General features: G+C 61.5%; 19 protein-coding genes and 1 pseudogene. 12 read left to right on the top strand and 8 right to left on the bottom strand.

Annotated features, from left to right (window positions below; translation table 11 throughout):
* Nucleotides 1-38 precede the first annotated feature (38 nt).
* From purH to katG, 10 genes are all read left to right on the top strand, one after another.
* Nucleotides 39-1,673 carry a bifunctional phosphoribosylaminoimidazolecarboxamide formyltransferase/IMP cyclohydrolase gene (purH, locus tag FEF26_RS03020; RefSeq protein WP_138252052.1) on the top strand — a complete coding sequence of 545 codons (1,635 nt, stop codon included), beginning with the start codon at nucleotides 39-41 and terminating at the stop codon, nucleotides 1,671-1,673.
* A gap of 133 nt (nucleotides 1,674-1,806) precedes the next feature.
* Nucleotides 1,807-3,150: a magnesium transporter gene (gene mgtE, locus FEF26_RS03015; RefSeq protein ID WP_243730373.1), complete on the top strand. Its 1,344-nt coding sequence runs from the start codon at nucleotides 1,807-1,809 to the stop codon at nucleotides 3,148-3,150.
* 60 nt (nucleotides 3,151-3,210) lie between these two features.
* Nucleotides 3,211-5,430 carry an NADP-dependent isocitrate dehydrogenase gene (locus FEF26_RS03010; RefSeq protein ID WP_138252051.1) on the top strand — a complete coding sequence of 740 codons (2,220 nt, stop codon included), beginning with the start codon at nucleotides 3,211-3,213 and terminating at the stop codon, nucleotides 5,428-5,430.
* Between the two features lie 57 nt (nucleotides 5,431-5,487).
* Nucleotides 5,488-6,006 carry a gamma carbonic anhydrase family protein gene (locus FEF26_RS03005; protein WP_138252050.1) on the top strand — a complete coding sequence of 173 codons (519 nt, stop codon included), beginning with the start codon at nucleotides 5,488-5,490 and terminating at the stop codon, nucleotides 6,004-6,006.
* A 109-nt stretch (nucleotides 6,007-6,115) separates the two neighbouring features.
* The gene (locus tag FEF26_RS03000; RefSeq protein ID WP_138252049.1) at nucleotides 6,116-7,096 is read left to right on the top strand and encodes a TIGR03885 family FMN-dependent LLM class oxidoreductase; all 981 of its coding nucleotides are present in this window, start codon (nucleotides 6,116-6,118) and stop codon (nucleotides 7,094-7,096) included.
* Nucleotides 7,093-8,787, top strand: a complete 1,695-nt coding sequence (locus FEF26_RS02995) for an alpha-amylase family protein (RefSeq protein ID WP_341805135.1) — start codon at nucleotides 7,093-7,095, stop codon at nucleotides 8,785-8,787. Before FEF26_RS03000 ends, FEF26_RS02995 begins: the two co-directional genes overlap by 4 nt.
* Before the next feature lie 154 nt (nucleotides 8,788-8,941).
* Nucleotides 8,942-9,811, top strand: coding sequence for a hypothetical protein (locus tag FEF26_RS02990; protein WP_138252048.1), 870 nt, complete (start codon nucleotides 8,942-8,944; stop codon nucleotides 9,809-9,811).
* A gap of 27 nt (nucleotides 9,812-9,838) precedes the next feature.
* Nucleotides 9,839-10,861, top strand: coding sequence for a hypothetical protein (locus FEF26_RS02985; protein WP_138252047.1), 1,023 nt, complete (start codon nucleotides 9,839-9,841; stop codon nucleotides 10,859-10,861).
* Nucleotides 10,862-10,972: 111 nt separating this feature from the next.
* Complete coding sequence (locus FEF26_RS02980) at nucleotides 10,973-11,419, top strand: Fur family transcriptional regulator (RefSeq protein ID WP_138252046.1); 447 nt, start codon at nucleotides 10,973-10,975, stop codon at nucleotides 11,417-11,419.
* Nucleotides 11,420-11,482: 63 nt separating this feature from the next.
* Nucleotides 11,483-13,753 (top strand): catalase/peroxidase HPI, encoded by a 2,271-nt coding sequence (katG, locus tag FEF26_RS02975; RefSeq protein ID WP_138252045.1) that lies wholly within the window; start codon nucleotides 11,483-11,485, stop codon nucleotides 13,751-13,753.
* Nucleotides 13,754-13,895: 142 nt separating this feature from the next.
* On the opposite strand, the gene FEF26_RS02970 is transcribed toward katG, so the two are convergent.
* Together FEF26_RS02970 and FEF26_RS02965 are read right to left on the bottom strand one after the other, a co-directional pair.
* Complete coding sequence (locus FEF26_RS02970; protein ID WP_138252044.1) at nucleotides 13,896-14,114, bottom strand: hypothetical protein; 219 nt, start codon at nucleotides 14,112-14,114, stop codon at nucleotides 13,896-13,898.
* Between the two features lie 254 nt (nucleotides 14,115-14,368).
* Nucleotides 14,369-15,289 (bottom strand): serine hydrolase, encoded by a 921-nt coding sequence (locus FEF26_RS02965; protein WP_166432892.1) that lies wholly within the window; start codon nucleotides 15,287-15,289, stop codon nucleotides 14,369-14,371.
* A gap of 90 nt (nucleotides 15,290-15,379) precedes the next feature.
* Between FEF26_RS02965 and FEF26_RS02960 the strand changes: the two are divergent.
* Nucleotides 15,380-16,569 (top strand): annotated as a pseudogene (locus FEF26_RS02960) (IS3 family transposase).
* Here FEF26_RS02960 and FEF26_RS02955 read toward each other — a convergent pair.
* The 4 genes from FEF26_RS02955 to glyA all read right to left on the bottom strand — a co-directional run bounded on the left by FEF26_RS02955 (nucleotide 16,475) and on the right by glyA (nucleotide 20,372).
* Nucleotides 16,475-17,083: a Cpe/LpqF family protein gene (locus FEF26_RS02955; protein WP_138252042.1), complete on the bottom strand. Its 609-nt coding sequence runs from the start codon at nucleotides 17,081-17,083 to the stop codon at nucleotides 16,475-16,477. The pseudogene FEF26_RS02960 and the gene FEF26_RS02955 sit on opposite strands and share 95 nt — an antisense overlap.
* A 67-nt stretch (nucleotides 17,084-17,150) precedes the next feature.
* Complete coding sequence (locus tag FEF26_RS02950; RefSeq protein ID WP_138252075.1) at nucleotides 17,151-18,173, bottom strand: LLM class flavin-dependent oxidoreductase; 1,023 nt, start codon at nucleotides 18,171-18,173, stop codon at nucleotides 17,151-17,153.
* Nucleotides 18,174-18,201: 28 nt separating this feature from the next.
* Nucleotides 18,202-19,089, bottom strand: coding sequence for a bifunctional methylenetetrahydrofolate dehydrogenase/methenyltetrahydrofolate cyclohydrolase (locus FEF26_RS02945; RefSeq protein ID WP_138252074.1), 888 nt, complete (start codon nucleotides 19,087-19,089; stop codon nucleotides 18,202-18,204).
* Between the two features lie 11 nt (nucleotides 19,090-19,100).
* Entirely contained in the window at nucleotides 19,101-20,372 is a 1,272-nt protein-coding gene (gene glyA / locus FEF26_RS02940; RefSeq protein WP_138252041.1) for a serine hydroxymethyltransferase, read from the bottom strand.
* Between the two features lie 111 nt (nucleotides 20,373-20,483).
* Between glyA and FEF26_RS02935 the strand changes: the two genes are divergently transcribed.
* Nucleotides 20,484-21,620, top strand: coding sequence for a serine hydrolase (locus FEF26_RS02935; RefSeq protein WP_138252040.1), 1,137 nt, complete (start codon nucleotides 20,484-20,486; stop codon nucleotides 21,618-21,620).
* A gap of 202 nt (nucleotides 21,621-21,822) precedes the next feature.
* On the opposite strand, the gene FEF26_RS02930 is transcribed toward FEF26_RS02935, so the two are convergent.
* Together FEF26_RS02930 and FEF26_RS02925 are read right to left on the bottom strand one after the other, a co-directional pair.
* Nucleotides 21,823-23,589: an ABC transporter permease gene (locus FEF26_RS02930; protein WP_243730372.1), complete on the bottom strand. Its 1,767-nt coding sequence runs from the start codon at nucleotides 23,587-23,589 to the stop codon at nucleotides 21,823-21,825.
* 25 nt (nucleotides 23,590-23,614) lie between these two features.
* Nucleotides 23,615-24,622 (bottom strand): ABC transporter ATP-binding protein, encoded by a 1,008-nt coding sequence (locus tag FEF26_RS02925; protein ID WP_138252039.1) that lies wholly within the window; start codon nucleotides 24,620-24,622, stop codon nucleotides 23,615-23,617.
* Between the last annotated feature and the right edge of the window lie 103 nt (nucleotides 24,623-24,725).

The raw sequence follows: 24,725 nt of genomic DNA, 5'->3' as shown, positions 1-24,725 counted from the left end.
GGCCCATGGTCCAGTTCGGAGATGTATAAGGAGAGACGATGACCAGTTCAGAAGGCTTCCACCCGATCAGGCGGGCGCTCATCTCCGTGTTCGACAAGACGGGCCTTGCGGAGCTCGCCGCAGGTCTGCACCAGGCCGGGGTTGAGATTGTCTCCACCGGGTCCACAGCGGCACGGATCGCTCAGACAGGCGTTCCCGTCACCGCAGTAGAGCAGGTGACAGAGTTCCCAGAGATGCTCGACGGCCGCGTCAAAACTCTGCACCCGCGCATCCACGGCGGCATTCTGGCTGACCGGGACAATCCGGAGCACGTGAGAACTTTGGACGATCACGGCATCGCCGCATTCGATCTGGTCGTCGTCAACCTCTACCCCTTTGCCGAAACTGTGGCATCCGGCGCGGCCGAGGACGAGATCATCGAGAAGATCGACATCGGTGGTCCCTCCATGGTGCGCGCAGCAGCCAAGAACCACTCCTCAGTGGCCATTGTGGTCGACCCCCTGCGCTACCGTGAAACAGTCTCAGCCGCTCAAGGCGAAGGGTTCAGCCTCGCTGCCCGCAAACGTCTGGCCGCCCTGGCATTTGCCCACACTGCGAGCTATGACACCGCAGTGGCCCGCTGGACTGCGGCAGAGTTCGCTGATGACGTGGACACCGCGGACATTCCCGCACCGGCCACGCTGGGTGAGGGCCGGAAGGTGGAGTTCCCGCGCTTCGCCGGATTGGCACTAGACCGTGTTCAGACCCTGCGTTACGGAGAGAACTCCCACCAGCCGGCCGCACTCTACGCCGAGCACAATGGTAGGCCTGGCCTGGCCCAGGCCAGTGTGCTGCACGGCAAGGAGATGAGCTACAACAACTACGTCGATGCTGACGCCGCGGTGCGTACCGCATATGACTTCGACGACCCGGCTGTGGCCATCATCAAGCACGCGAACCCCTGTGGTGCGGCCACCGCGGCCACCATCGCCGAGGCGCACCGGGCGGCCCACGCCTGCGACCCGCTCTCCGCATTCGGCGGCGTCATCGCCGCCAACCGGGAAGTCAGCGCGGAGATGGCATCAGCAATTGCTGAAATCTTCACGGAGGTCGTCGTCGCCCCAGCTTTTGAGCCGGAGGCACTGGAGATTCTGAAACGGAAGAAGAACGTTCGGCTGATCCAACTCAGCTCACAGCACAGCCGGGATCCTGTCGAGTACAAGCAGATCTCCGGTGGCATGCTGCTGCAAGCGTCCGACCGTTTCCAAGCATCCGGTGATGAGCCTTCAGGGTGGAAGCTGGCTGCCGGACCAGCAGCAGAAGGTGCCCAGCTTCAGGATCTGGCCTTCGCCTGGCGGGCGGTGCGTTCGGTGAAGTCCAATGCCATCCTGCTGGCTAAGAACCAGGCGACTGTGGGTATCGGCATGGGTCAGGTCAATCGACTGGACTCCTGCCGGCTCGCAGTCCAACGCGCCAACACCCTTGGCGGAGACGGCGTGGAACGCGCGCGGGGATCTGTCGCGGCTTCTGACGCCTTCTTCCCCTTCGCCGACGGGCTGCAGAGTCTCGTCGCCGCAGGGGTCAGCGCGGTGGTCCAGCCTGGCGGTTCACAGCGCGACGCAGAGGTCATCGCCGCAGCGGAAGAGGCGGGGCTGACCATGTACCTCACAGGAACCCGGCACTTCTATCACTGAGAGTTTAGGTAGGCTACCCCAAATGAGCCGATCGAGTAGCTAGCCCCGCGGTGCAGGCATGGACTGTCTTGGCACCGACTGGGGCGTTCTGTGACCACAGCAGACCTCAAACCTGACCAAGGGCGGCGGAGCCATGACAGATATGACCGAACAGCTTGATGACCTGGCGGATCTGATCCGTGACGAGCGGCTGACCGATCTCCGGGTGGCTCTTGATGAGCTCAACACCGGAGATGTTGTTGACTTCCTGGAACGTCTGGGTGTGAAGGACCGCGCCGTCACGTTCCGCCTGTTGCCCAAGGACACTGCCGTGCATGTGTTCGACCAGCTGGATCAGGCGCTCCAGCATGAAATTGTTGAAGGGCTCAAAGACGGCGACGTCGCGCACTTCTTCGAATCCCTGGACCCTGATGACCGTGTGCGGCTCATGGATGAGATGCCAGCATCAGTGGCGCGCAAGATGCTGCGCCACTTGGACGCCAGGGAACGCTCACTGACGAACATTGTCCTCGGTTACGCCTCCGGGACGATTGGCCGCGCGATGAGCCCCGAGTTCGTGGCGATCCCCGAACACTGGACGGTGAAGCAGGCCATGGAAAAGATTCGTCGAGCCGGCGTCGACGCAGAGACCATCTACACGCTTCCGGTCGTTGACGGGCATCGTCTACTTAAAGGCGTGGTGTCGTTGCGCGAACTGATGTTCAGCGATGAAGACACTGTGGTAAGTACCATCATGTCTGAGGCGGATTCTGTCGATGCCGATCATGACGCGGAGGATGCAGCGCGCCGGTGCGCTGATCGGAAGCATCTCGCGGTGCCGGTTACCGATAAAGAACACCGCGTCGTGGGCATCTTCACCGTCGACGACGCTATGGACATCCTGGAGCGAGCCGAAACTGAGGACGCCGCCCGCCACGGTGGCGCCGAGCCGCTGCACCGGCCATACCTTTCGACCCCGGTCCTGACAATTATGCGCTCGCGGATCGTGTGGCTGCTGGTGCTCGCACTGGGCGCCACACTGACGGTGCAGGTTCTCGACACCTTTGAAGAGACACTCGAAGCAGTCGTGGTGCTTGCCCTGTTCGTGCCGCTGCTCATCGGCACCGGCGGAAACACCGGCAACCAGGCCGCGACTACGGTCACCCGCGCGCTGGCTCTGGGCGATGTCGCCACCCGCGATGTCTTTCGGGTGTTGTGGCGCGAAGTGCGCGTGGGGATCACACTGGGCTCGGTGCTGGGCGTATTGGGATTCCTGCTCGTCAGCTGGCGCTGGGACTGGGACGTTGGGGCAGTCATTGGTCTGACGCTGCTCGCAGTCTGCACACTGGCGGCCTCAGCTGGCGGAATGATGCCGCTGCTGGGCAAGAAGATCGGTGCCGATCCGGCCGTCTTCGCTAACCCGTTCATCTCCACATTCGTGGACGCCACAGGCTTGATCATCTACTTCCTGATCGCCATGGCCGTCCTCGGACTCTGACAAGTTGATAGATTGACCTCATACCGCAAATCCGTTCGACCTCAAGGGAGCTGCCGCTCTATGGCAAAAATCATCTTCACCAATACTGACGAAGCGCCAATGCTGGCCACTTTTTCGTTGAAGCCCATCGTGGAGGCATTCGCCTCAACTGCGGGCGTGGAGATTGAGACACGCGACATCTCACTGGCGGGGCGCATCATCGCGCAGTTCCCCGACTACGTCGGCGAGGACAAAGCCGAGCCGGATGCGCTTGCTGAGCTGGGCAAGCTCGCCAAGACACCCGAGGCGAACATCATCAAGCTTCCCAATATCTCCGCCTCCACCCCTCAGCTCAAAGCAGCCATCGCGGAGCTTCAGCAGCACGGATACAACCTTCCAGAGTTCCCCGAGTCCCCTGAGACTGACGAGGACAAGGACGTGCGCGCCCGCTATGACAAGGTCAAGGGCTCGGCAGTCAACCCCGTGCTGCGTGAAGGAAACTCCGATCGGCGCGCCCCGGCCTCCATCAAGCAGTACGTCCGTTCGAACCCGCACCGCATGGGGGAGTGGAGCAGCGAATCCAAGACCGCTGTGGCCACCATGGGCGAGCATGACTTCGCCGCCAATGAGCAGTCCGTCATCATTGAATCCGCAGATGAGCTCACCATCCAGCACGTAGCCACAGACGGCACGGTCACCACGCTGAAAGAGGGCCTCACCGTCCAGGCCGGCGAGGTGGTGGACGGTACGTTCATGTCCGCCAAAGCGCTGGATGCGTTCCTTCGCGAGCAGGTCGAGCGCGCCAAGAAAGAGGACGTTCTCTTCTCCATGCACCTGAAGGCCACCATGATGAAGGTCTCTGACCCCATCATCTTCGGTCATGTGGTCCGCGCGTTCTTCCCCACAATCTTCGAAAAGTTCGGCGACCAGCTCGCTGAAGCAGGACTGTCACCCAACGACGGCCTGGCCTCCATCCTCTCCGGCGCCAAGAAGATGGGCACCGTGGGTGAGAAGATCCAAGCCGAGTACGAGCAGGCGCTCAAGGACGGTCCTAAGATGTCCATGGTGGATGACCGCAAGGGCATCACCAACCTCCACACTCCCTCCGATGTCATCGTTGATGCCTCGATGCCGGCCATGATTCGCAATGGTGGCCAGCTCTGGGGCCCCACCGGAGAAACTGACGACACCCTGGCGGTCATCCCAGACTCTTCCTATGCAGGCGTCTACCAGGCGGTCATCGACGACTGCCGGACTAACGGAGCGTTCGATCCCACCAAACTGGGCACAGTGCCCAATGTGGGACTCATGGCCCAGAAGGCCGAAGAGTACGGCTCACATGACAAGACCTTCGAAATCCCCGCCGACGGCACCGTTCAGGTCCTGAACTCTGCCGGCGATGTGCTCATCGAGCACCAGGTGGAGACCGGCGACATCTGGCGCGCATGCCAGACCAAGGACGCCCCCATCGAGGACTGGGTCAAGCTCGCCGTCAATCGTGCCCGGGACACCGGATGGCCCGCCGTGTTCTGGCTGGACGAGAACCGAGCGCATGACGCCAACCTCATCAGCAAGGTCAAGACCTACCTGGCGGATCACGACACTGATGGCCTGACACTGGACATCCTCAACCCGGTGGAGGCCACCAAGTACTCCGTGGACCGTATCCGTCGCGGAGAGAACACCATCAGCGTCACCGGCAACGTGCTCCGCGACTACCTGACCGACCTTTTCCCCATCCTGGAGTTGGGAACCTCAGCGAAGATGCTCTCCATCGTCCCGCTGATGGCCGGCGGTGGACTGTTTGAAACGGGAGCCGGCGGCTCTGCTCCTAAGCACGTCCAGCAGCTCACCGAGGAGAACTACCTGCGTTGGGACTCCCTGGGTGAGTTCTTCGCGATCGTCCCCTCCCTGGAAAAGTACGCTGAGCAGGCAGATGCCCCACGAGCCAAGGTCCTCGCAGCAGCCCTGGACAAGGCGACGGCGACCTTCCTCATGGAGAACCGCAGCCCAGGCCGCAGCCTCGGCACCATCGACAACCGCGGCAGCCACTTCTACCTGGCTCAGTACTGGGCCCAGGAACTGGCTGACCAGAACGACGACGCGGACTTGGCCTCCCTGTTCAAGCCCGTGGCAGCGGCGCTGGTGGAGCAGGAAGACACGATCCTCACCGAACTCAAAGAGGTCCAGGGAAGCCCCGCCGATATTGGTGGGTACTACCGGCCCGATGAGCAGAAGGCTTTCCGCGTGATGCGGCCCTCAGCCACCCTGAACAAGATTGTCGACGACCTGGTCAACTGACCAGGCTGTTGGCCTACCACGGCACCTCCACCATTCCGGCCGCGAAGGGAGAACCTCTTGGCTCATGTGATCACCGTTGCGGACAAAACCCCCCGGGTGGGTGAGCGGGTGTTTCTCGCGCCCACCGCCGCCATCACTGGGGACGTCGTCATGGACAACGACTCCAGTGCGTTCTATGGGGTCTCCGTCCGCGGTGACAGATCTCAGATCACCATTGGGGAGAAGACCAACCTCCAAGACAATGTCTCCGTCCACTCAGACGCCGATGCCCCCTGCACCCTGGGTGTCGGCGTCTCAGTGGGGCACGGGGCGGTGGTGCACGGCTGCACAGTCGGCGATGGCGCACTCATCGGCATGAACGCCACCGTGCTGTCCTACTCCACCATTGGCTCCGAATCGCTCATCGCAGCGGGAACAGTGGTGCTGGAGGGTACGGAAGTTCCGCCCAGATCACTGGTGGCGGGCATCCCGGGAAAAGTCCGTCGGGAACTCACCGAGACTGAGGTGGCCGGACTGCGTGAAAACGCTGAGGTCTACCTGACGTTGAAAGAGCAGCATATCGAAGCTCTCACCTAGGCCACCTCCAGCTGATGCCCAGCTAGCATTCACTGGATCTCGGGAGGGCACCCCTAGTGTGCGGTACACCATGAGGAGTAACCGACACGCAAGATAAGGGTGAGCACGCTTGACCATATACGGATTCCACGCCTCTCAGGAGCAGATAGCCCCCTCGCAGCTGTTGCGCGATGTCCAGCACGCTGAGGCCGCCGGTTTCGACGCCGCGATGAGTTCGGATCACTTCTTCCCCTGGTCCGAACGTCAAGGTCACTCCGGATTCACCTTTGCCTGGTTGGGTGCGGCGATGGCCTCCACCAGCTTCCCTATAGGTTCGGTCTGCGCACCCGGGCAGCGCTACCACCCGGCGGTGGTGGCACAGGCCACCGCCACCATCGGCGAGATGTTTCCGGGTCGCTACTGGGTGGCTCTAGGGGCCGGTCAGGCCATGAATGAGCACATCACCGGAGACAAATGGCTCGATCTGGAAGACCGAAGGACCAGACTGGAAGAATCGGCGGACATCATCCGGAGGCTCCACGCCGGTGAATGGATCGGCGGGCACAAGGGGTTCGTGGAGGTTGATGAAGCCTACCTCTACGACAGACCTGAAACGCCCATCCCGCTATACGCAACCTGCATCACTGCAGGGTCGGCCCAGCGGGCCGCGAAGTGGGCCGACGGATTCATCACCCTCAACCTCCCCGGAGGTGGTCATACGGAGGTACTCAAAGCCTACCGTGGAGCCGGGGGCCGAGGCCCAGCCATGCTGCAGATACACCTCAGCTGGGCGGAGTCGGAAAAGAAAGCCCAGGAGATCGCCTACGAGCAGTGGCGCACCAACGTCTTCGGGCCCCCACTGGATCAAGACCTCCCCACCCCGGAGCACTTCGACTCAGCCGCTTCTGAAGTCAGTCTCCGCACCGTCCTGAAGGCCGTGTGGGCGTCGTCGTCCCTCACCGCCCATACCGAGTGGATCGCTGAAGCGAGCCAGAGTTTCGACCACATCTACCTGCACCACGTGGGACAAGACCAGGCCCCATGGCTGGACGCTGCAGGAGAGCACGTCCTGCCCGCACTGGCCGAAGACAACCCGACGACGGGAGCATGATGCGGATCACCGAGACTGCCGACCTTTGGTACAACAACGCGGTCATCTACTGCATTGACGTGGAGACCTATCTGGATTCCACCGGTTCCGGCACTGGTGACCTCCACGGAATCACTCAGCGGATCGACTACTTGGCCGAAATCGGAGTCACGTGCCTGTGGCTCATGCCGTTCTACCCATCCCCGCGCAGAGACAACGGCTACGACATCTCCGATATGTACGGTGTCGATTCGCGCTACGGAGACCACGGCGACTTTGTGGAACTCATCCGGGTCGCTCACGACCGCGGCGTCCGAGTGATCATCGACCTGGTCATCAACCACACCTCCGACCAGCACCCCTGGTTCAAAGCCGCGCGCCGCTCCACCGACAACCCGTACCGGGACTACTACGTGTGGCGGGCTGATGACCCCGGCGACACCAGCGACCAGGCCATGTTCCCGGATGAGGAAGATGGCATCTGGACACTCGACGAGAGAACCGGTCAGTGGTACCTCCACCACTTCCTGCACACTCAACCTGACCTCAACACCGCGAACCCGCAGGTGCGTGACGAAATCGCCAAGCTCATGGGCTTCTGGCTGCAGCTAGGGGTGGATGGGTTCAGGGTCGACGCCGTGCCCTTCGCCATTAACCAGCGCACTCTGGTGGGGATGGACGAACACGAGTTTGAAGAACCCCACGACTATCTCCGGGAGCTGCGGGGATTCCTCCAGCGCAGGGCATCAGGTCAGGGTTCGGCCATCATGCTGGGCGAGGTCAACCTTCCCCACGAAGAGCAGGTCGCGTTCTTCGGCGGTGAGAACAGCGATCAGCTCACCATGCAGTTCGATTTCTTCACCAACCAGCGGCTCTTCCTCGCCCTAGCCCGGAACGACGCCGCCCCCTTGGCTGAGGCGCTGCGGTCGCGTCCTACTGGTCTCCGCATAGAGTCGCAATACGCCAACTTCCTCCGCAATCATGACGAACTGACTGTGGACCTGTTGGACGAGGACGAGCAGGACGAGGTGCTGGATGCCTTCGGCCCCGAGGAGGACATGCGGTTCGCCGGGAGAGGGCTCCGGCGCAGACTTCCGGGGATGTTCAACGGTGACCCGCGAAAGCTGAAGATGGCCTACTCTCTGCTTTTCACTCTGCCCGGGACTCCCGTAATGTTCTACGGCGAGGAAATCGGTATGGGAGAGAACCTGGATGTGCCGGGCCGGGAAGCGGTGCGGACCCCTATGCAGTGGAGTTCAGGCAAGAACGCAGGCTTCTCCACCGCGAAGCCATCGCAGTTGAGTCGAGCGGTCACCCACGGCCCGTTTGGGCCGGAACACGTCAACGCCGCCCAAGCGCGCCGGGACCAGAGTTCGATGCTCCACCACATCACGCGGTTGGCTAAGCGGTACCGGGAATCTCCCGAACTGGGGTGGGGTGACGTGACCGTCATTGACACCGAAGTTCCTCAGGTGCTGGTGCATATGACCACATGGGAGAACCGGTCCATGGTGCTGCTGCACAATTTGGGCTCGGAGCCGACGATTGTGCCGTTTGCGTTGGAGGATCTGGAGCCGGGCACACCGCTGGTGGACCTCCTCAGTGAGGAGTCATGCGAACTGGATGAGGACCGTATGACCCGAATGCCTATGGACGGCTACGGGTACCGGTGGCTGCGCGTGGCTAACGAGGACGATCATCGCCTCCTTTGACGCTGTGCGGTAGTCCAGTGTGGCAATGCAAGTTTTTTTCAGAGCGCGGGCCTACGCTGGAACGATCATTCTTGCCGCTGTGTCCGGCGTACGCCAAGGACACGTCCAGATACGGCAAATACTCTCGCAAGGACTTATGTGTAGGAGGTGAACCGTGAAGCGTATCACCGTGGCGATCGCTGCACTCGCGGCCGTAAGCCTGGCTGGCTGCAGCAACCCCTTCGATGCACGCGATGCAGAGACCACGGGGCCGGGCCAGCTGGAGGCTGACGCCACAGAGGCTGAGGTGCCCGCTTTCGGTGACATCCGCGAGGACATGTTCTCCGCAATGCTCGCCGCAGACTCTGTGAGCATCAACGGCGAGGTAGAGGCCGGGGAGGCTGACCTCGACGAGCTTTTCGATGGGCTCGATGATGACACCACCGGGTCTCTGTCCATCTCAGGGGCACTGGATGGCAGCGAATCAGAGATGAGCTTTTCGGCAGGTGGCTCCAGCTTCACCCAGCGCGCCGTTGACGGACAAGAGTACTTCCGCGGTGAGGACTTCGCCGCGCTCCTGGTCAGCGAACTTGATGATGAAGTCGCCGACCTGGTGGAAGAAAACTTCGTAGAGGACACCATTTCCGACAGTTGGGTACTGTTCGAAGACTCAGCGGGGTCGGTGTTCTCCGCTGAAGAGTTCATCACCACCTGGCAGAGCGAACTCACCGGCGAGGACGTAGACGCTATGGCCGCCCACGCTGAGGAACGCGACGGCGAGACTGTATGGGTCTACACCGCAGACGGTGGAGAGAGCGAATTCGTTGTCACCACAGGCGACGAGCCCTTCCTATTGGAGATCACAGATGAAGACTCCCACTACGAATTCACCGAATGGAACGCTTCCGGACCTCCTGAGGCTCCGGATAATGTCATCACTTTGGATGAGATCTTCGAGGCCATAGCTGAAGACCAGGGCTGGGACTCGGACGCACTCGACAATGACGAGAACGATGACGACGGCGCCGAGGAACCCGACGCCTGAACCGCTGCACCCACTTTAGGAGGAAGAATGTCGAAGCACGCCCTATACAGAACCACCGGTATCTTCGGTGTAGCGGTACTGGCGCTCACCGCCTGCGGCCCGGATGACGAGGGTGCCCAGGAGGATCTCACCGACGAAGCCGGCCAGGAAGACGTGGATCCAGACGGCGCCGAAGACCAGGGGGACACCCCCGGCGAAATTGCTGATGAGGACGGTGAAGAACCAGATCCTGACGAAGAGGCCGACGCTGAGGCCGGAGACGCTCCCGAACTGGCCGATATCGAGGACAGCGTATGGGAGGCCTCAAGCTCCCAGGACTCCGTCACCATCACCTCTGATGTGCCGGCGTCGATGATGGGAATGGACGAGGTCACTCACCAGGACGAGATCGACGATCTCAGTGAAGAGGATGAGGAGGCGACCGAGGACGAGGCTGAAGACGAGGCTGAAGAGGAAGAGACCCTCCAGGTGGTTGTTGCCGGAGACATGACTGGGGAAGGGTCGGTCTGGCAGCTTGAAGACCTTGTGGACTACCTGCTCTACGACGGTGGAGAGTCCATCTACCAGACAGTGGAATCCTTCATCGAAGAGTACCGCGAGTTTCAGCCGGATGAAGCTGCCGGTCCTGACCCTGACGAACTCCGCGAAGAGTTGGAAGCTCAAGGGAGCTGGGTAGATGTCACCACCACGCTCGGAGGCCAGATCGAGACGCCTCAGCAGTACGTGGAGAACTTCCGAACAGAGATGTTGGCCTCCGCCGGCATGGACTCGCTCGCCGACTCGGGGATCACCGGGGAATCAGAGAACCGCGACGGCGAGGACGTGTGGGTCTACCGCGAAGAAGTGGATGATGAGTTCATTGAGTTCGTTATCACCGCCGATGAGGAAGAACCACTGCTGTCGGAGATATCCATGGATTCCGAGGGCGTTGAGATCTCCATCCGCTTCAGCGACTGGAACGAATCCGAGGACATCGCCGAGGATGAGCCCGCCGAGGAAGACGTGATCACCGAAGACGAGCTGGAATCCATTGCGCAGGACCTGATGTAACCGGTCCGCCAGATCAGGCAGAAGGAGGCCGCCCGAAGGATATCGGGCGGCCTCCTTCTGGCTCTGACGCTCTAATTGTGAGTTATTCAGAATTAGGGCAAAATGATCAGTATGACAACCACATTCGATTGGTCGCAGGCGCTTCGGGAACGTGGCCTCCGCGTGACCCGTCAACGCCTGGCTGTGCTTGAGGCCGTCGCCGAGAATCCGCATCAGTCTGCTGAGACTATCCATGCGCAGGTGGCCCGAGCACTTCCTGTCATTACCGTGCAGTCGGTCTACACTGTCCTGCACGATCTAGCATCTCACCGGCTCTTGCGGCGATTTGATGCCCCCGGCTCAGCGGCTCGCTACGAAACACGCACTGAAGACAACCATCACCATGCCGTATGCACCGAATGCGGTCGCATCGAAGATGTCGACTGCGTCCACGGCCAGGCACCATGCTTGGAACCGCCTACCTCACTCGGTATGCACATCAGCGTGGCCGATGTGGTCTTCCGTGGCGTTTGTGAAGAATGCGCAGCAGCGATGGCCAAGGAGCCTTCTGCCCCATAGGCGAAGAGCACTGCTGATCTATCGTCCACCTCAAGAGTCATCACCACCCAAGAGAGGAATCACATGACCGAAGAAACCACCGGCTGTCCAGTGGCGCATAACGACGGTTCAGGGGCTCTCCCAACGGCCGAAGCGCCGTCGGGCCCTGCTCACCCCACCATGGGAGGAGGGAACCGATACTGGTGGCCCCATCAGCTGAATCTCAAGGTGCTGGCGAAGAACCCAGCCGAAGCCGATCCCTTCAGCGGTGACGATTTCGACTATGCGGAGGAGTTCCTCAAGCTTGACCTCGCCGAAGTCAAGAAAGACATTGAAGAAACCTTGACCACCTCGCAGGACTGGTGGCCGGCTGACTTCGGCCACTACGGCCCGCTGATCATCCGGATGGCCTGGCACTCCGCCGGGACTTACCGAGCGGTAGACGGACGCGGTGGCGGAGGCACCGGGCAGCAGCGGTTCGCTCCACTGAACTCCTGGCCGGACAACGTTGGCTTGGACAAGGCCCGGCGTGTTCTTTGGCCCGTCAAGAAGAAGTATGGCCGCAGGCTCTCCTGGGCTGACCTCATGATCCTGGCAGGCAACGTGGCCCTGGAGTCGATGGGGATGGAAACCTATGGCTTCGCTGGCGGACGGGCTGACGTCTGGGAGCCCGAGGATGATGTGTACTGGGGAGCCGAAGAGGAATGGCTCGGCAGTGAGAAGCGCTTCGCCAAGGGCGACGAGCGCGACCTCGACAAACCACTCGGAGCCACGCACCTTGGCTTGATCTACGTCAACCCCGAGGGCCCGGAGGGTGAACCGGACCCGGTGAAGGCAGCTCACGACATTCGGGTGACATTCGCCCGCATGGGTATGAATGATGAAGAGACCGTGGCGCTCAACGCTGGTGGTCACACATTTGGCAAAGCTCACGGGGCCAACACAGATGATCATCTCGGCCCCGATCCTGAGGGCGCCGACGTGGACCTCCAGGGTCTCGGCTGGAAGAACTCCAACGGTTCGGGTAAGGGAGATGACCAGATCACCTCAGGACTGGAGGTGACGTGGACGTATAACCCCACCCGGTGGGACAACGAGTACTTCGACGTCCTCTACGGATACGAGTGGGAGGTGTACAAGGGGCCAGGGGGCGCCTGGCAGTGGCGCCCAGTCAACGGTGAAGGAGCTGGCACAGTTCCCGAGGCACACGGCGATGGTAAGCGCGAGCCCCGCATGCTCACGACCGACCTTTCCATGCGTTTCGATCCCGAGTATGACAAGATCTCCCGCCGCTTCCATCAGAACCCAGAGGAGTTCCACAAAGCGTTCTCCCGCGCGTGGTTCAAGCTCACGCACCGCGATATGGGGCCTAAGGCGCGCTATCTCGGACCGGAAGTTCCTGAGGAAGATCTGATTTGGCAGGATCCGCTTCCGGACGTGGACCATGAGCTCATCGACCACGCCGATGCCGCCGCACTGAAGCAGGAGATTCTGGATTCAGGACTGACCGTCTCCGAGCTGGTCTCAACCGCCTGGGCGTCAGCTTCGACCTTCCGGCACGGCGATAAGCGTGGTGGAGCCAATGGCGCGCGTGTTCGTTTAGCTCCCCAGAAGGACTGGGAAGTCAACAACCCAGAGCAGTTGGCCAAGGTCCTTTCCGTCCTGGAAGGAATCCAAGCGAAGTTCAACTCTGAAGCTGCCGCTTCCGGTAAGCAGGTCTCCTTGGCTGACCTGATTGTATTGGCCGGTAATGCCGCAGTGGAGAAGGCCGCCGCAGACGCGGGGGTCCCAACTGAGGTGCCCTTCAACCCAGGACGGGTGGATGCTTCACCGGAGCAGACCGATGAGGAGTCTTTCGCCTACCTTGAGCCGGTGACTGATGGTTTCCGCAACTATGTGGGACCCGACAACTCCCTTCCGGCAGAACATGCCCTGGTGGACAAAGCCAACCTGCTTTCACTCTCCGCACCGGAGATGACAGTGCTGGTTGGAGGCCTCAGGGTGCTCGGCACTAACTGGGATCAGTCGGACTACGGAGTGTTCACCGACCGCGTTGGGGTGCTCAGTAACGACTTCTTCGTCAATCTGCTTGACCTTGGGAAGACGTGGAAAGCTCTAGACTCCGACAAGAAGGTTTTCGAGGCCACCTACGACGCCACGGGCGAGGTCTTCGGTCGAGGTACGCGCGTGGACCTGGTCTTCGGTTCGAACTCGGAGCTGCGAGCAGTGGCAGAGGTCTACGCCGCTGACGATGCTCAAGAGAAGTTCGTGAAGGACTTTGTCCGGGCATGGGCGCGGGTTTCGGAGCTTGACCGCTTCGACCTGCGTACACCTGCCGCTAAGACAGCAGCCTAAGACGCACTACCCATAGTGAAGCCCCCGCGGGTCATTTCCGCGGGGGCTTCACTATGCACATCATGACCTCAGCTGGGTCATGTTAAACAAAAGGTCCCTGCGGGTTTCCCGCAGGGACCTTTCAACGACTAGCAGTCGAGAATCAGAGGTCGCCCTCTTCTTCCTCTTCCATGCCGTCGTCTTCCATGCCATCGTCCTCGACGCCTTCGTCTTCGACGCCGTCGTCACCGTTCTCGATACCTGTGTCATCGGTATCGTCTGCAGCGCCGTTGTCGTCGCAGGCTGAAACGCCTACGAGAGCCAGGGAGCCAATGCCGAGGACTGCTGCGATTGAACGAAGCTTGTTATCGGTGGTAGCCATAAGCTTGTTACCTCCGTACATAAACTGCATCGCTTGGGATGCTGGGCGGGCTTTCCGCCTTGCACCCGGTCTGCGGTTTCTGCATCCCTGGGTGAACTGACTCCATCATGACCACGGACCCCGCCCTAACGGAAGCCAAAATGGGGGTTTTTGGGAGAACTATGGGGAGACTCTAGGGAAGTGTCCAGGTAACGTGCACCGCAAGGCCGATTCGCCAAGGGTCTGTCCAGCTGGGGATCCGCTCTAAGGCGCGCCTATGGCGCATCGAGTGTCAGGGGACCTTCCGCCAGTGACCAGTATTCGAGCTCCGCTTCGTGAACCATCTCCGGCTCGCCTGACACCTGCAGGACAACAGTCCGGCTCGTCCCGTCGTCGCTGACGGCATGCCATGAGGCTGCTAGAACTCCGGGGCTCGAACCGCCCTTAAAAGCGAGGTCGTCCCACCAGGGTCGGTCTGCCACAACTGCGGGATTCGCTCCGAGAATTTCTCGCAGCTGGTGGTGATCACCAGAGAGGGATTCGAGCTCTTGATAAACGGCGGCAACGTCTCCAGGGGTGGCAAACCATTCCAAGCCACGTGCAGCGCCGTCGTCGACCTCGACCTCCTCCGGAGCAAGCTCAAAGGGCTTCTGTGCGAGCTCTTCGAGAATCGCGTACTGCCGGTCCTCATCTGACTCTGTGTACTCCTGCCCGAGAGCCTCGTGCTCCCAGCGCAGCTGGAACACCTCACGTGTTGTCATCAGTGGCCGCATCAGCTCCGGTTGGTGATGCCCACTGGCGTCGATGGCCTCTTCCACGGCGTCGCGTCCCACATGACGTATCAACAGGTCGGTGGCGGTGTTGTCGCTTTTTTCAATCATGGCCTGCGAGGCGTCTCGGACCGAGATTTCGAATCCAGGTTCTTCCAGCTGTAGTTCTCCGCTTGGCAGACTCATATGTTCTTGCCCGAGTTCCAGCGTCTCGTCCCAAGAAGTGTCGCCTTCCTCCACAGCCTCCACCAAGGCAAGCAGTACCCAAAGCTTGAAGACTGAGCCGACCCCGGTGGGGTCTCCGGAACCGACGGAGAGCAGTTCTTCGCCATCTTCAACGACGAGAAGTTTGGCGTCGCCGGGCAGCTCATCTATGCGGTCCTCCAACTCATCGAAGGACGTCGCAGCCTCCGGAAGTTCCGGCACCTCCTGCTGGAATGACCCCCTGATTTCGGTCCACGAGTTATGAGAGTCGCACTAGCGCCCGGTGCTCCGGGCAGGAAAACTGGTGTGACCATGACAAGCAAGAGAAGACGCCACACCCCGGAACAGATCATCCGGAAGCTCCAAGACGCTGAGAAGCTCCAGGCAGAAGGCCACGACGCTGCCGCTATCGCCGGCCACCTCGGAGTCACCGAGGCCACCTACTACCGGTGGAAGAACCAATACGGCGGGCTCAAAGCCGAAGACGCCAAACGGCTGAAGGAACTTCAGAAGCAAAACGACCGGCTCAAGAAGCTCCTGGCCGAGGCCGAGCTGGAGAAGGCCGCGCTGAAGGAGCTGGCGGAGGGAAACTTCTAAGCCCGGACCGGCGCCGAGCAGCTGCGCGACACCTGATGGCCACCATGGGCATCAGTGAACGCAAAGCCACCGCGCTGGCCGGGCTTGCCCGATCCGCTTTCCGCCGGACCCTGAAGTCCGATCACCCTGATGATCCCGATGCTGGGCTGCGGACATAGCTGCGCGGCTATGCGAAGGACCATCCGCGCTGGGGCTACCGGCGGGCCTATCATGATGCCCGCGCCCNGCGGGCCTGGCTACGGGCTTATGCAAAGGACCACCCGCGCTGGGGCTACCGACGGGCCTATCATGATGCCCGCGCCGAGGGCTGGGCGGTCAATCATAAGAAGGTCCAGCGGCTCTGGCGTGAAGAGGGGCTGCGGGTTCCGGTGAGACGTCGACGCAAACGCGTAGGGTCCTCCACCGCGGAAGCCCCGCAGGCGGACGCGCCGACTGTGGTGTGGGTGGTGGACTTCCAGTTCGACGCCGATGAGACCGGCCGGGCGATCAAGATCGCCTCGATCGTCGATGAGCACACCCGCGAATGCCTGGGCGGGATCGTGGCCCGCAGCATCACCGGTGATGACCTCACCGCCCACCTCGACGCTATCGCCGCTGACCGGGGGCTTCCAGAGGTCCTACGGTGTGACAACGGCCCGGAGCTGATCTGCCACGCGATGGCCGACTGGGCCGGGGAGGTCACGGGGATCCACTACATCCCGCCGGGTGCGCCGTGGCGCAATGGGTACGTGGAGTCCTTCAACAGCAGGATCCGGGATGAGTGCCTGAACATCACCAGCTTCTGGTCTTTGACCCATGCTCGGGTGATCATCACGGATTGGAAGAAGGAATACAACACCATCCGGCGCCACTCAGCGCTCGGGTACCGCAGCCCGGCTGAGTATGCTGAAATCTGTGCCCATTGAAGAAACCGCGGCCCGCATAACGCGTGGACCTACTTCCGGGGGCAACCCACTGCCAGAACAACGCCACCACCTGGTCGTCAGCGTCAATCTGCAGCACAAGGTTCAGTTCTCCCGCTGAACCTTCCACTCGAGTCGTCGATTGCGTTTCGGTCCCCTGGTACTCCGTGGCAGTCCACGGTGAGCCGGGAAGGATGCTTTGGTTGAGCACCTCGGCGAGCTGGGTCTCATCGACTTCGCTGCGGAAGCTCTCGCTGAGCAGCCCTTCCCAATCCTCCGCTGTGGAGTCCTGGTCGGAGTTGACGACCTCCAACACATGGTCGGTGACCTCTCCGACAGCCGTGTCGGGAATGCTCACTGGCGCAGAAGGGGCGGGCTCGTCATTGGCCGTTGACGGTGCTCCTGAGTTCGGGGCTCCATCAGGTGCGTCGCTGCTGCAGGAGGCCATCAGCAGCGCTAGAACTGCCGCTGACGCTGTGGTGGCCACGTTGCCGGGGTGGAAGCCAGTAGAAGTCATACTGGCGATTCTCTCGCCAGAGAACCCTCCGGGGCATCACCCCCAGGGATGAACGCAGGCAGTGGCGCTAGTGCCAGCCCAGTGGTTTGGCGACGTGCTCGAGGATGTTGTTCAGCACCTGGGTGTTGTAGTCCACCCCGAGTTGGTTAGGAACCGTGACCAGCACAGTGTCGGCTTCGTGGACGGCCTCATCCCCTGCCAGCTGCTCCACCAGGTCGTCGGGCTCGGCAGTGTAGCTGCGGCCGAAGACAGCCCGAGTGTTCTCATCGATGTGGCCGAACTTGTCTTGGCTCTCACGCTGACCGATGAAATAGGCGCGATCCTGGTCGGAGACGATCGGAATGATAGACCGGCTGACAGATACTCGAGGTTCGAATCCATGGTCGTGCCGGGACCACTCTGCCCTGAACGCCTGGATTTGTTTGCGCTGCTGCACGTGCAGTGGCTCACCGGATTCGTCATCCTTAAGCGTCGAGCTCATGAGGTTCATGCCCATTGTGGCGGCCCATTCGGCTGTCGCATTGGAGCCGGCACCCCACCAAATGCGCTGGCGCAGGCCCTCAGAGTGGGGCTCAAGGCGCAACAGGCCAGGAGGGTTGGGAAACATCGGGCGTGGGTTGGGCTCGGCGAACCCTTCTCCTTCGAGCATCTTCAGGGCCACTTCGGCATGCCGACGGCCCATATCGGCATCAGTTTCCCCTTGAGCAGGCTGGTACCCGAAGTAGCGGTAGCCCTCAACCACCTGCTCCGGGGACCCACGGGAGATGCCGAGCTGAAGCCGTCCTTCGGCGATGAGATCGGCCGCACCTGCATCCTCGGCGAAATACCCGGGATTCTCATACCGCATGTCGATGATTCCGGTGCCGATTTCAATGCGCCGGGTCTTCGCTCCCACGGCGGCAAGCAGCGGAAACGGGCTCGCAAGCTGCCGCGCAAAGTGATGAACACGGAAATACGCGCCATCGGCCCCCAGCTCTTCCGCCGCTACCGCTAAGTCAATGCTCTGCAGCAGCGCATCTTGGCTTGACTGGGTATGCGAATGCGGGGACGGAGTCCAATGCCCGAAGGACAGAAAGCCTATCTTCTTCACACTCAGGGCAACCATTCTGCCCGCCGACTCATTCCTTCGCGGAGCGCTGTTCGGCGCTCAGCACCACGTTCTGCAGCAGCTCCACTCGGGTCATGGGCCCGACCCCACCGGGATTAGGCGAGTACCAGCTGGCGCGGGTCTCGATTCCTGGAGCGATGTCCCCGAAGATCCGGGCTTTGCCGGTCTCAGGGTTCACCTCACGGGTGACGCCCACATCCAGGGCGATGACCCCATCCTTCAGATCAGCAGGATCAATCATGTGCTTGACGCCTGCTGCAGCTACCACGACATCTGCTTCACGCAGGTGCCGGGCCAAGTCCTGAGTCCCCGTGTGACAGAGCGTCACCGTGGCGTTGACAGCACGGCGGGTCAGCAGCAGCCCGATAGGCCGTCCGATCGTCACGCCGCGTCCCACGACCACGACGTGCTTTCCGGCCAAATCGATTCCGTAGTGCCCCAGCAGATCCACACAGCCCTTGGGGGTGCACGGCAGGGGAGAGGTGAGGTCCCCGTTCACACCAGCCACCAGGCGGCCCAAATTCATGGGATGAAGGCCATCAGCATCCTTGTCCGGGGAGATGGCCTCCAGTACTTTCTGCTGGTCCAGGTGCCGTGGCAGCGGGAGCTGAACGATGTAACCGGTGCAGGCGTCCTCGTTATTGAGCCGGTCCAACTCCGCCAGAAGATCAGCCTCGCTGATGTCTTCAGGAAGCGTCACTTGGATGGACTCAATGCCTACCTGTTGGCAGTCGCGGTGCTTACCCGCCACATAGGACTCACTTGCCGGATCGGAGCCCACCAGGACGGTTCCCAGACCGGGGGTGATTCCCTGTGCCTTCAGGGCGGTGACGCGGTCAGCAAGATCGGACTTTATGGCCTGTGCGGTGGCGCGGCCGTCGAGCAGCTGAGCAGTCATAGAAGTACCAGTCACCAATCCTCAAGACCTTCGTAGAGCGGGAAATCGGCAGCCAGCTTGGCTACTCGGGCGCTGAGCGCGTCGATATCGGCACCCGGCTTGAGAGTTTCAGCAATGATTTCCGCCGTTTCGCGGAACTCGGCTTCTCCGAATCCGCGCGATGCCAGAGCAGGTGTACCGATCCGCAGACCTGAGGTCACCATAGGCGGGCGAGGATCGTTGGGCACCGCATTACGGTTGACCGTGATGCCGGCCTGGTGAAGCAGATCCTCAGCCTGCTTGCCGTCCAGTTCGGAGTTCCGCAGATCCACCAGAATCAGGTGCACATCAGTGCCACCGGTGAGCACAGAGACACCGGCATCGGCGACGTCGTTGGCAGTCAGCCGGTCGGCAATGATGCGAGCGCCCTCAACGGTCCGCCTCTGCTGCTCAGCGAAATCCTCAGTTCCGGCGATCTTGAACGCAATGGCTTTGGCAGCGATGACATGCATCAGAGGTCCACCCTGCTGTCCCGGGAAAACACCAGAGTTGATCTTCTTTTTGTGCTCCTCCTTGCAGAGGATCAGGCCCGAACGCGGCCCGGCCAGGGTCTTGTGCACGGTCGTGGTCACCACATCGGCATAGGGAACCGGGTTCGCGTGCAGGCCAGCAGCCACGAGTCCTGCGAAGTGCGCCATGTCTACCCAGAGAATGGCGCCCACCTCGTCGGCGATCTCGCGGAACGCGGCGAAGTCCAGTTCCCTCGGGTAGGCCGACCAGCCGGCGACTATCATGTCCGGTTTCTCCGCCAGGGCCACCTCGCGGACCTTTTTCATGTCGATCAGTCCGGTTTCGGGGTCCACCTCGTAGGCGGCGACCTCGTAGAACTTGCCGGAGTGGTTGAGCTTCATGCCGTGGGTCAGATGCCCGCCATGAGCCAGTGACAGGCCCATCAACTTGTCACCGGGCTTCAGGAAGGCGGTCATCACGGCCACGTTCGCCTGTGCTCCGGCGTGGGGCTGGACATTCGCGTGGTCCGCGCCGAAGAGTGCTTTCGCCCGTTCGATGGCCAGGTTCTCGGCCACATCCACGAACTCGCACCCGCCGTAGTAGCGGCGCCCGGGGTAGCCTTCGGCGTACTTATTGGTCAGGACAGAACCCTGAGCTTCCAGGATGGCGCGGGGAACAAAGTTCTCCGAAGCGATCATCTCCAGAGTCCCGCGCTGACGGCCAAGCTCATCAGCCAGCGCCTGAGCGATCTCAGGATCAACCTCGGAGAGCGGAGCGGTGTGGATGTCAGACAAAGGGGTCCTCCTACGGAAGTGGTGCCGTGAACTGTGCTGCGCGATGCCGCAGGTCAGTCTATCTCTTCTGCACGTGGCGCCGCCGGGCTTCAGCAACTAGTCTCGTCCGTTGTGAATTGCCCATCCGTTTTGCGAATCGGTGCTGCCGCGGCTGCATCGCTGATGGTGCTTGCCTCCTGCGCAGAAGATGACGTGACCGAGCAGCGAAATCAGCAGGAAATTCCACTGGACGGGGGGTATCAGCCCACTGAGGCCGACGCTGCCGAACCAGAAGATAACGACGACGCCCCCGAGACCGCACCAGAGGTAGCTCAGGTTGAGCCGGCCGAGGGATTCGAGGACATAGCTGAACGCATCGAGGAGTTGCCCGGCGAGGCGGAAGCGCTGGTCGTGGAGGATGGGGACGTTCTGCTTCAGCTGGGTCATGGGGGCCCAGCGCCGCTGGCCTCAGTGTCCAAGGTGTACGTATTGGCCGCCTTGGTTGAGGCGGTCGAAAACGGTGAAGTCGATTGGATGGACGAACTCGAGCTCACAGACGAGCTGCGCAGCCTGCCTTCCGGGACCTTGCAGGACCAGGCTGACGGCTATACGACCACGGTCTACGATGCAGCGCACCGGATGATCTCGATCAGCGACAACACCGGAACAGACATGGTCATGGCTCTGCTTGGCCGGAACGCCGTGGAGCAGGCTGCCGCTGACTTTGGCCATCATGACCCGGAGCTGCTGAAGCCCTTCCTGAGCACGCGGGAGTTGTTCCAACTGCGTTGGGGGCTGCCTGAGCTCGGTGAGGATTGGGCGGACTTGGATGACTCCGCACGATTAGAGGTCCTGGAGGAAGTCGCGGAGCAGGACCTGGAGATTACGTCAGAAGACACCTCGCGGCATGACCTTGACGACGCTATTGATTGGTATGCCACGGCGGAGGACGTGGCCGCTGTGACCCAGGAACTTGCGGCGCGGGTTGAAGATCATCCGGAGGTGGGGGAGATTCTCACCGCCAACCCCGGGCTGGTCGACGAGGTGGACGATGAGTGGTGGGACAGCCTGGCGTTCAAGGGCGGCGGTCTGCCGGGAGTCGTGACCGGCACATGGCATGCCCAGACGGACGACGGCACGCAGCGCACGGTGGTTCTCCTATTGAGCACCCACGACACCGAGGGCGCCCCTGATCATCGGGCTGAGCTGTTCTCCCTTGCAGTGGACGCGCTGATCGCGGGGACCGACACCGAGCGCGACGAGGACTGATCCACTCCCGGCCCCGCTGACGCGCGCACCTCCTCTCGGCTCCCGCGCACACTTCCTCTAAATAGCGTCTCGGGATGTGGGAAATGAGCGCCAGTGAGCGCGGAGTTTCCCACATCCCGCGACGCTCTGCGAAAGGTGCGGCGATGCTGTGGCGGCGGGACTGAGGCAGGCCTGCGCTCGACGGGGCCCGTCAGAGCCGGGCCTACCTCAGGAAGAGGGCCTTCATGCGGTAGGCGGCGAGCGCTCCGCCGACTCCGATCATCACCAGGTAGTAGCCGATGTGTACCAGAGTCAGCATGCTGAAATCCCAGAATGCTATATCGCGCATGAGTTCCACACCGTGCCACAGCGGAAGCGCCTGAATGACGGCTTGAACCCCCGCCGGGTAGACACTGATGGGGAACAGCGTTGCCGAGAACAGGAACATGGGGATGAGCACCATCATCATCCAGTCCATCTGTTGGAAACGCTTCATGAAGCTGGTAGCTGCCATGCCCACGCAGGCGAACCCCAGCGCGATGAACAGCGCGGTGAACCACATCAGCACTGCTGAAAGAGGAGTCACCAAGCCAGTGGCTAAGAGCACACCAAGGAAGCCGAATGCGTAGATGCCGCCGCGGAAGAGAGCCAGACAGATTTCACCCACGGCAACATCCACCGGACCCAGCGACGTCGACATCATGGTCTGGTAGAGCTTGGTGATCTTCAGCTTGAAGAACACGTTCCAGGTGGAGTCGAACACAGCCCCGTTCATGGCAGCGACCGCCAGCAGCGCCGGTGCGATGAAGGCCGCGTAGCTGATGGTGTCCTGACCGGCAACCCCAGCCTGCTCAGCCTCAATCCCAGAGATCATGGGGGAGACGCCCAGTCCGAAGCTGGTGAGGAACAGCACCGGCTCCAGGAATCCGGATATGAGAATGATGCCGCGATTGTTCCGAATGGCCGCCATACCGCGGCTGAACACCGCGCGGATGTTCCCGGAGTAGTAGTTGGCGCCGACGCCGCGGCGGAACGTGACATCTGGGCGGCTTTCCCCGCGTTGGTAGGGCCCGCCGCGCGATTCTTTGGCGTCCTGCTTGTTCTGCCGACGTTGGTCGGCCTTCAGGCCAGGGATCCGGCCCCGCCACTCCTCAAAACCCAGGCGTCGGATGAAGACGTGGCGGACTGCGAACCAAGCCAAGACGACCACTGTCACCAGGTATCCAGCGTGGATCAGCAGCATCCACAGTGGTGTCGGTTGCCCGAAGGCGAGGGTCCGGCCGAGCTCATTCGCATGCCACATGGGAGAGATCCACCCAATGACCTGCAGAAACTGGGGAAGGTTCGTCAGAGGGTAGAAGGTCCCTGAGAACAGAAACAGGGGCATGATCACGAACCTTTGGATCATTGACGCGTGACCCTTCTCATCACGCAGTGTGGAGATGTAGGCCATGATGGGCAGGCCCATCGCCAGTCCACCGAGCATTGCGGAGAAGATCATCAGCACAGCGGCCGGGGAGCTCAGCGCGCCGAAGGCGAACAGGACCCCAGTGAAGATCAGGGCATGAATGCCGAACCTGCAGCACACGCCCAAAATGTGGCCGGCCGCGACCTGCTGCGGTGTCAGCGCTGTTGCCTGAGCCCCGAAGTACTTTCTGCGCCACCTGAAGCCTTCCATCACGGGGAAGGTGAACTCGATACCTGCAGTCATCGCGACTGTTGAGGCGAGGATCGCAGGCGCGATATACATCAGATAGGAGTCCGCACCATAGGCGGAAAAATCAGTCTCAGCACCAACCAGCACGCCCAGCCCGAGCCCCATGGCCAGGACGTACATGATTGGCTGGAAAGTGGAAGAGAAGAGGATGACGCCACCGTAGGCGCGCATCGAGCGCAGTGTTGCCTCGGCCTGGTAGAGCGCGCCGAAGCATCGAACCCGCCGGCTCAGCACGTCCTTGTCTGCCGCCAGAGACCCGGCGCTGCTGGGCACAGAGTCCTTTGGCGTCGTCGTTGTGTCAGTCAATGAGAGACCGCCCTGTCAGACGAAGGAAAACATCTTCCAGTGAGGACCTGCGGACCAACGAAGTCATGGGGTGGTGGCCAGCGGCATGGATCTTCTCCATGGCAGACTCGGCCTGCTCCGCGTAGACCATGAGCCGGTCGGGGAGGACCTCCACGTGGCTGAAGCCGACATCCCCGGACCCAGCATCTGTCTTCTTGAGCAGCTCTTCAATGGTTTTGGCCTGCTCCGCGTTGCGATCGGTGCCGAAACGCAGCTCCAGAACCTCCCGGGTGGAGTGCTCGCGGATCAGCCCCGAGGGCGAGCCTTCGGCCATGATGGTGCCGTGATCAACCACTACGAGTCGGTCACAGAGCTGCTCAGCCTCATCCATGTGGTGAGTTGTCAGGACCAGGGTGGTGCCGGCTTCTTTGAGTCGGAAGAGTCGGTCCCACAAAACATGCCTGGCTTGCGGGTCCAGACCGGTGGTGGGCTCATCGAGCAGCAGAACTTCAGGCTCATTCACAAGGGCTCGGGCGATGGTCAGCCGACGCTTCATCCCCCCGGAGAGGTCCTCCACTCGGGAGTTCGCCTTGTGGCTGAGCTGGGCGAATTCCAGCAGTTCGTCGGCTTTGGCCACCAAGTAGCGGCGGGGCAGGCCGAAGTAGCGGCCGTACATGATGATGTTCTCCCGGACGGTGAGTTCCTCATCCAGGTTGTCCTGCTGGGGGATGACACCGAGCCGAGCGCGCACCTCTGGCCCCTGCTGTTCGGGGTCTAAACCAGCGACCCGCATCTGGCCGCTGGTCCGGGCGGCCACTGCGGCGACCATTCGCATCGTGGTGGACTTGCCGGCTCCGTTGGGGCCCAGCAGCCCGAACGATTCTCCCTTGGATACGCTAAAGCTGATTCCGTCGACGGCGGTGAAGTCTCCATACTTCTTGACCAGGTCGACGGCGTGAATCGCTGGTTCAGGTGTAGTTTGTGAGGGCACACTGGACTCCAGTGCAGAAGAAATGGACATGCGCGATAGTTTACACGGCGAACTAGCTATATTGCTAGCATCCTACTCCGAGAAATTTGTGGAGGAGCCGCTTGTTTATCCCGCATTCGTCCCCTATTCGCCC

The organism is Nesterenkonia salmonea, assembly GCF_005771525.1.
GTDB classification, from domain to species: domain Bacteria; phylum Actinomycetota; class Actinomycetes; order Actinomycetales; family Micrococcaceae; genus Nesterenkonia; species Nesterenkonia salmonea.
The sequence above is the reverse complement of the archived record's forward strand: the minus strand, read 5'-3'. Positions and strand labels throughout refer to the sequence as shown.

Bases quoted from the DNA above. Each gene is read 5' to 3' on its own strand.
- purH (WP_138252052.1), top strand. From the start codon at position 39: ATGACCAGTTCAGAAGGCTTCCACCCGATCAGGCGGGCGCTCATCTCC.
- mgtE (WP_243730373.1), top strand. From the start codon at position 1,807: ATGACAGATATGACCGAACAGCTTGATGACCTGGCGGATCTGATCCGT.
- FEF26_RS03010 (WP_138252051.1), top strand. From the start codon at position 3,211: ATGGCAAAAATCATCTTCACCAATACTGACGAAGCGCCAATGCTGGCC.
- FEF26_RS02995 (WP_341805135.1), top strand. From the start codon at position 7,093: ATGATGCGGATCACCGAGACTGCCGACCTTTGGTACAACAACGCGGTC.
- FEF26_RS02985 (WP_138252047.1), top strand. From the start codon at position 9,839: ATGTCGAAGCACGCCCTATACAGAACCACCGGTATCTTCGGTGTAGCG.
- FEF26_RS02980 (WP_138252046.1), top strand. From the start codon at position 10,973: ATGACAACCACATTCGATTGGTCGCAGGCGCTTCGGGAACGTGGCCTC.
- katG (WP_138252045.1), top strand. From the start codon at position 11,483: ATGACCGAAGAAACCACCGGCTGTCCAGTGGCGCATAACGACGGTTCA.
- FEF26_RS02970 (WP_138252044.1), bottom strand. From the start codon at position 14,114: ATGGCTACCACCGATAACAAGCTTCGTTCAATCGCAGCAGTCCTCGGC.
- FEF26_RS02955 (WP_138252042.1), bottom strand. From the start codon at position 17,083: ATGACTTCTACTGGCTTCCACCCCGGCAACGTGGCCACCACAGCGTCA.
- FEF26_RS02945 (WP_138252074.1), bottom strand. From the start codon at position 19,089: ATGACTGCTCAGCTGCTCGACGGCCGCGCCACCGCACAGGCCATAAAG.
- FEF26_RS02925 (WP_138252039.1), bottom strand. From the start codon at position 24,622: ATGTCCATTTCTTCTGCACTGGAGTCCAGTGTGCCCTCACAAACTACA.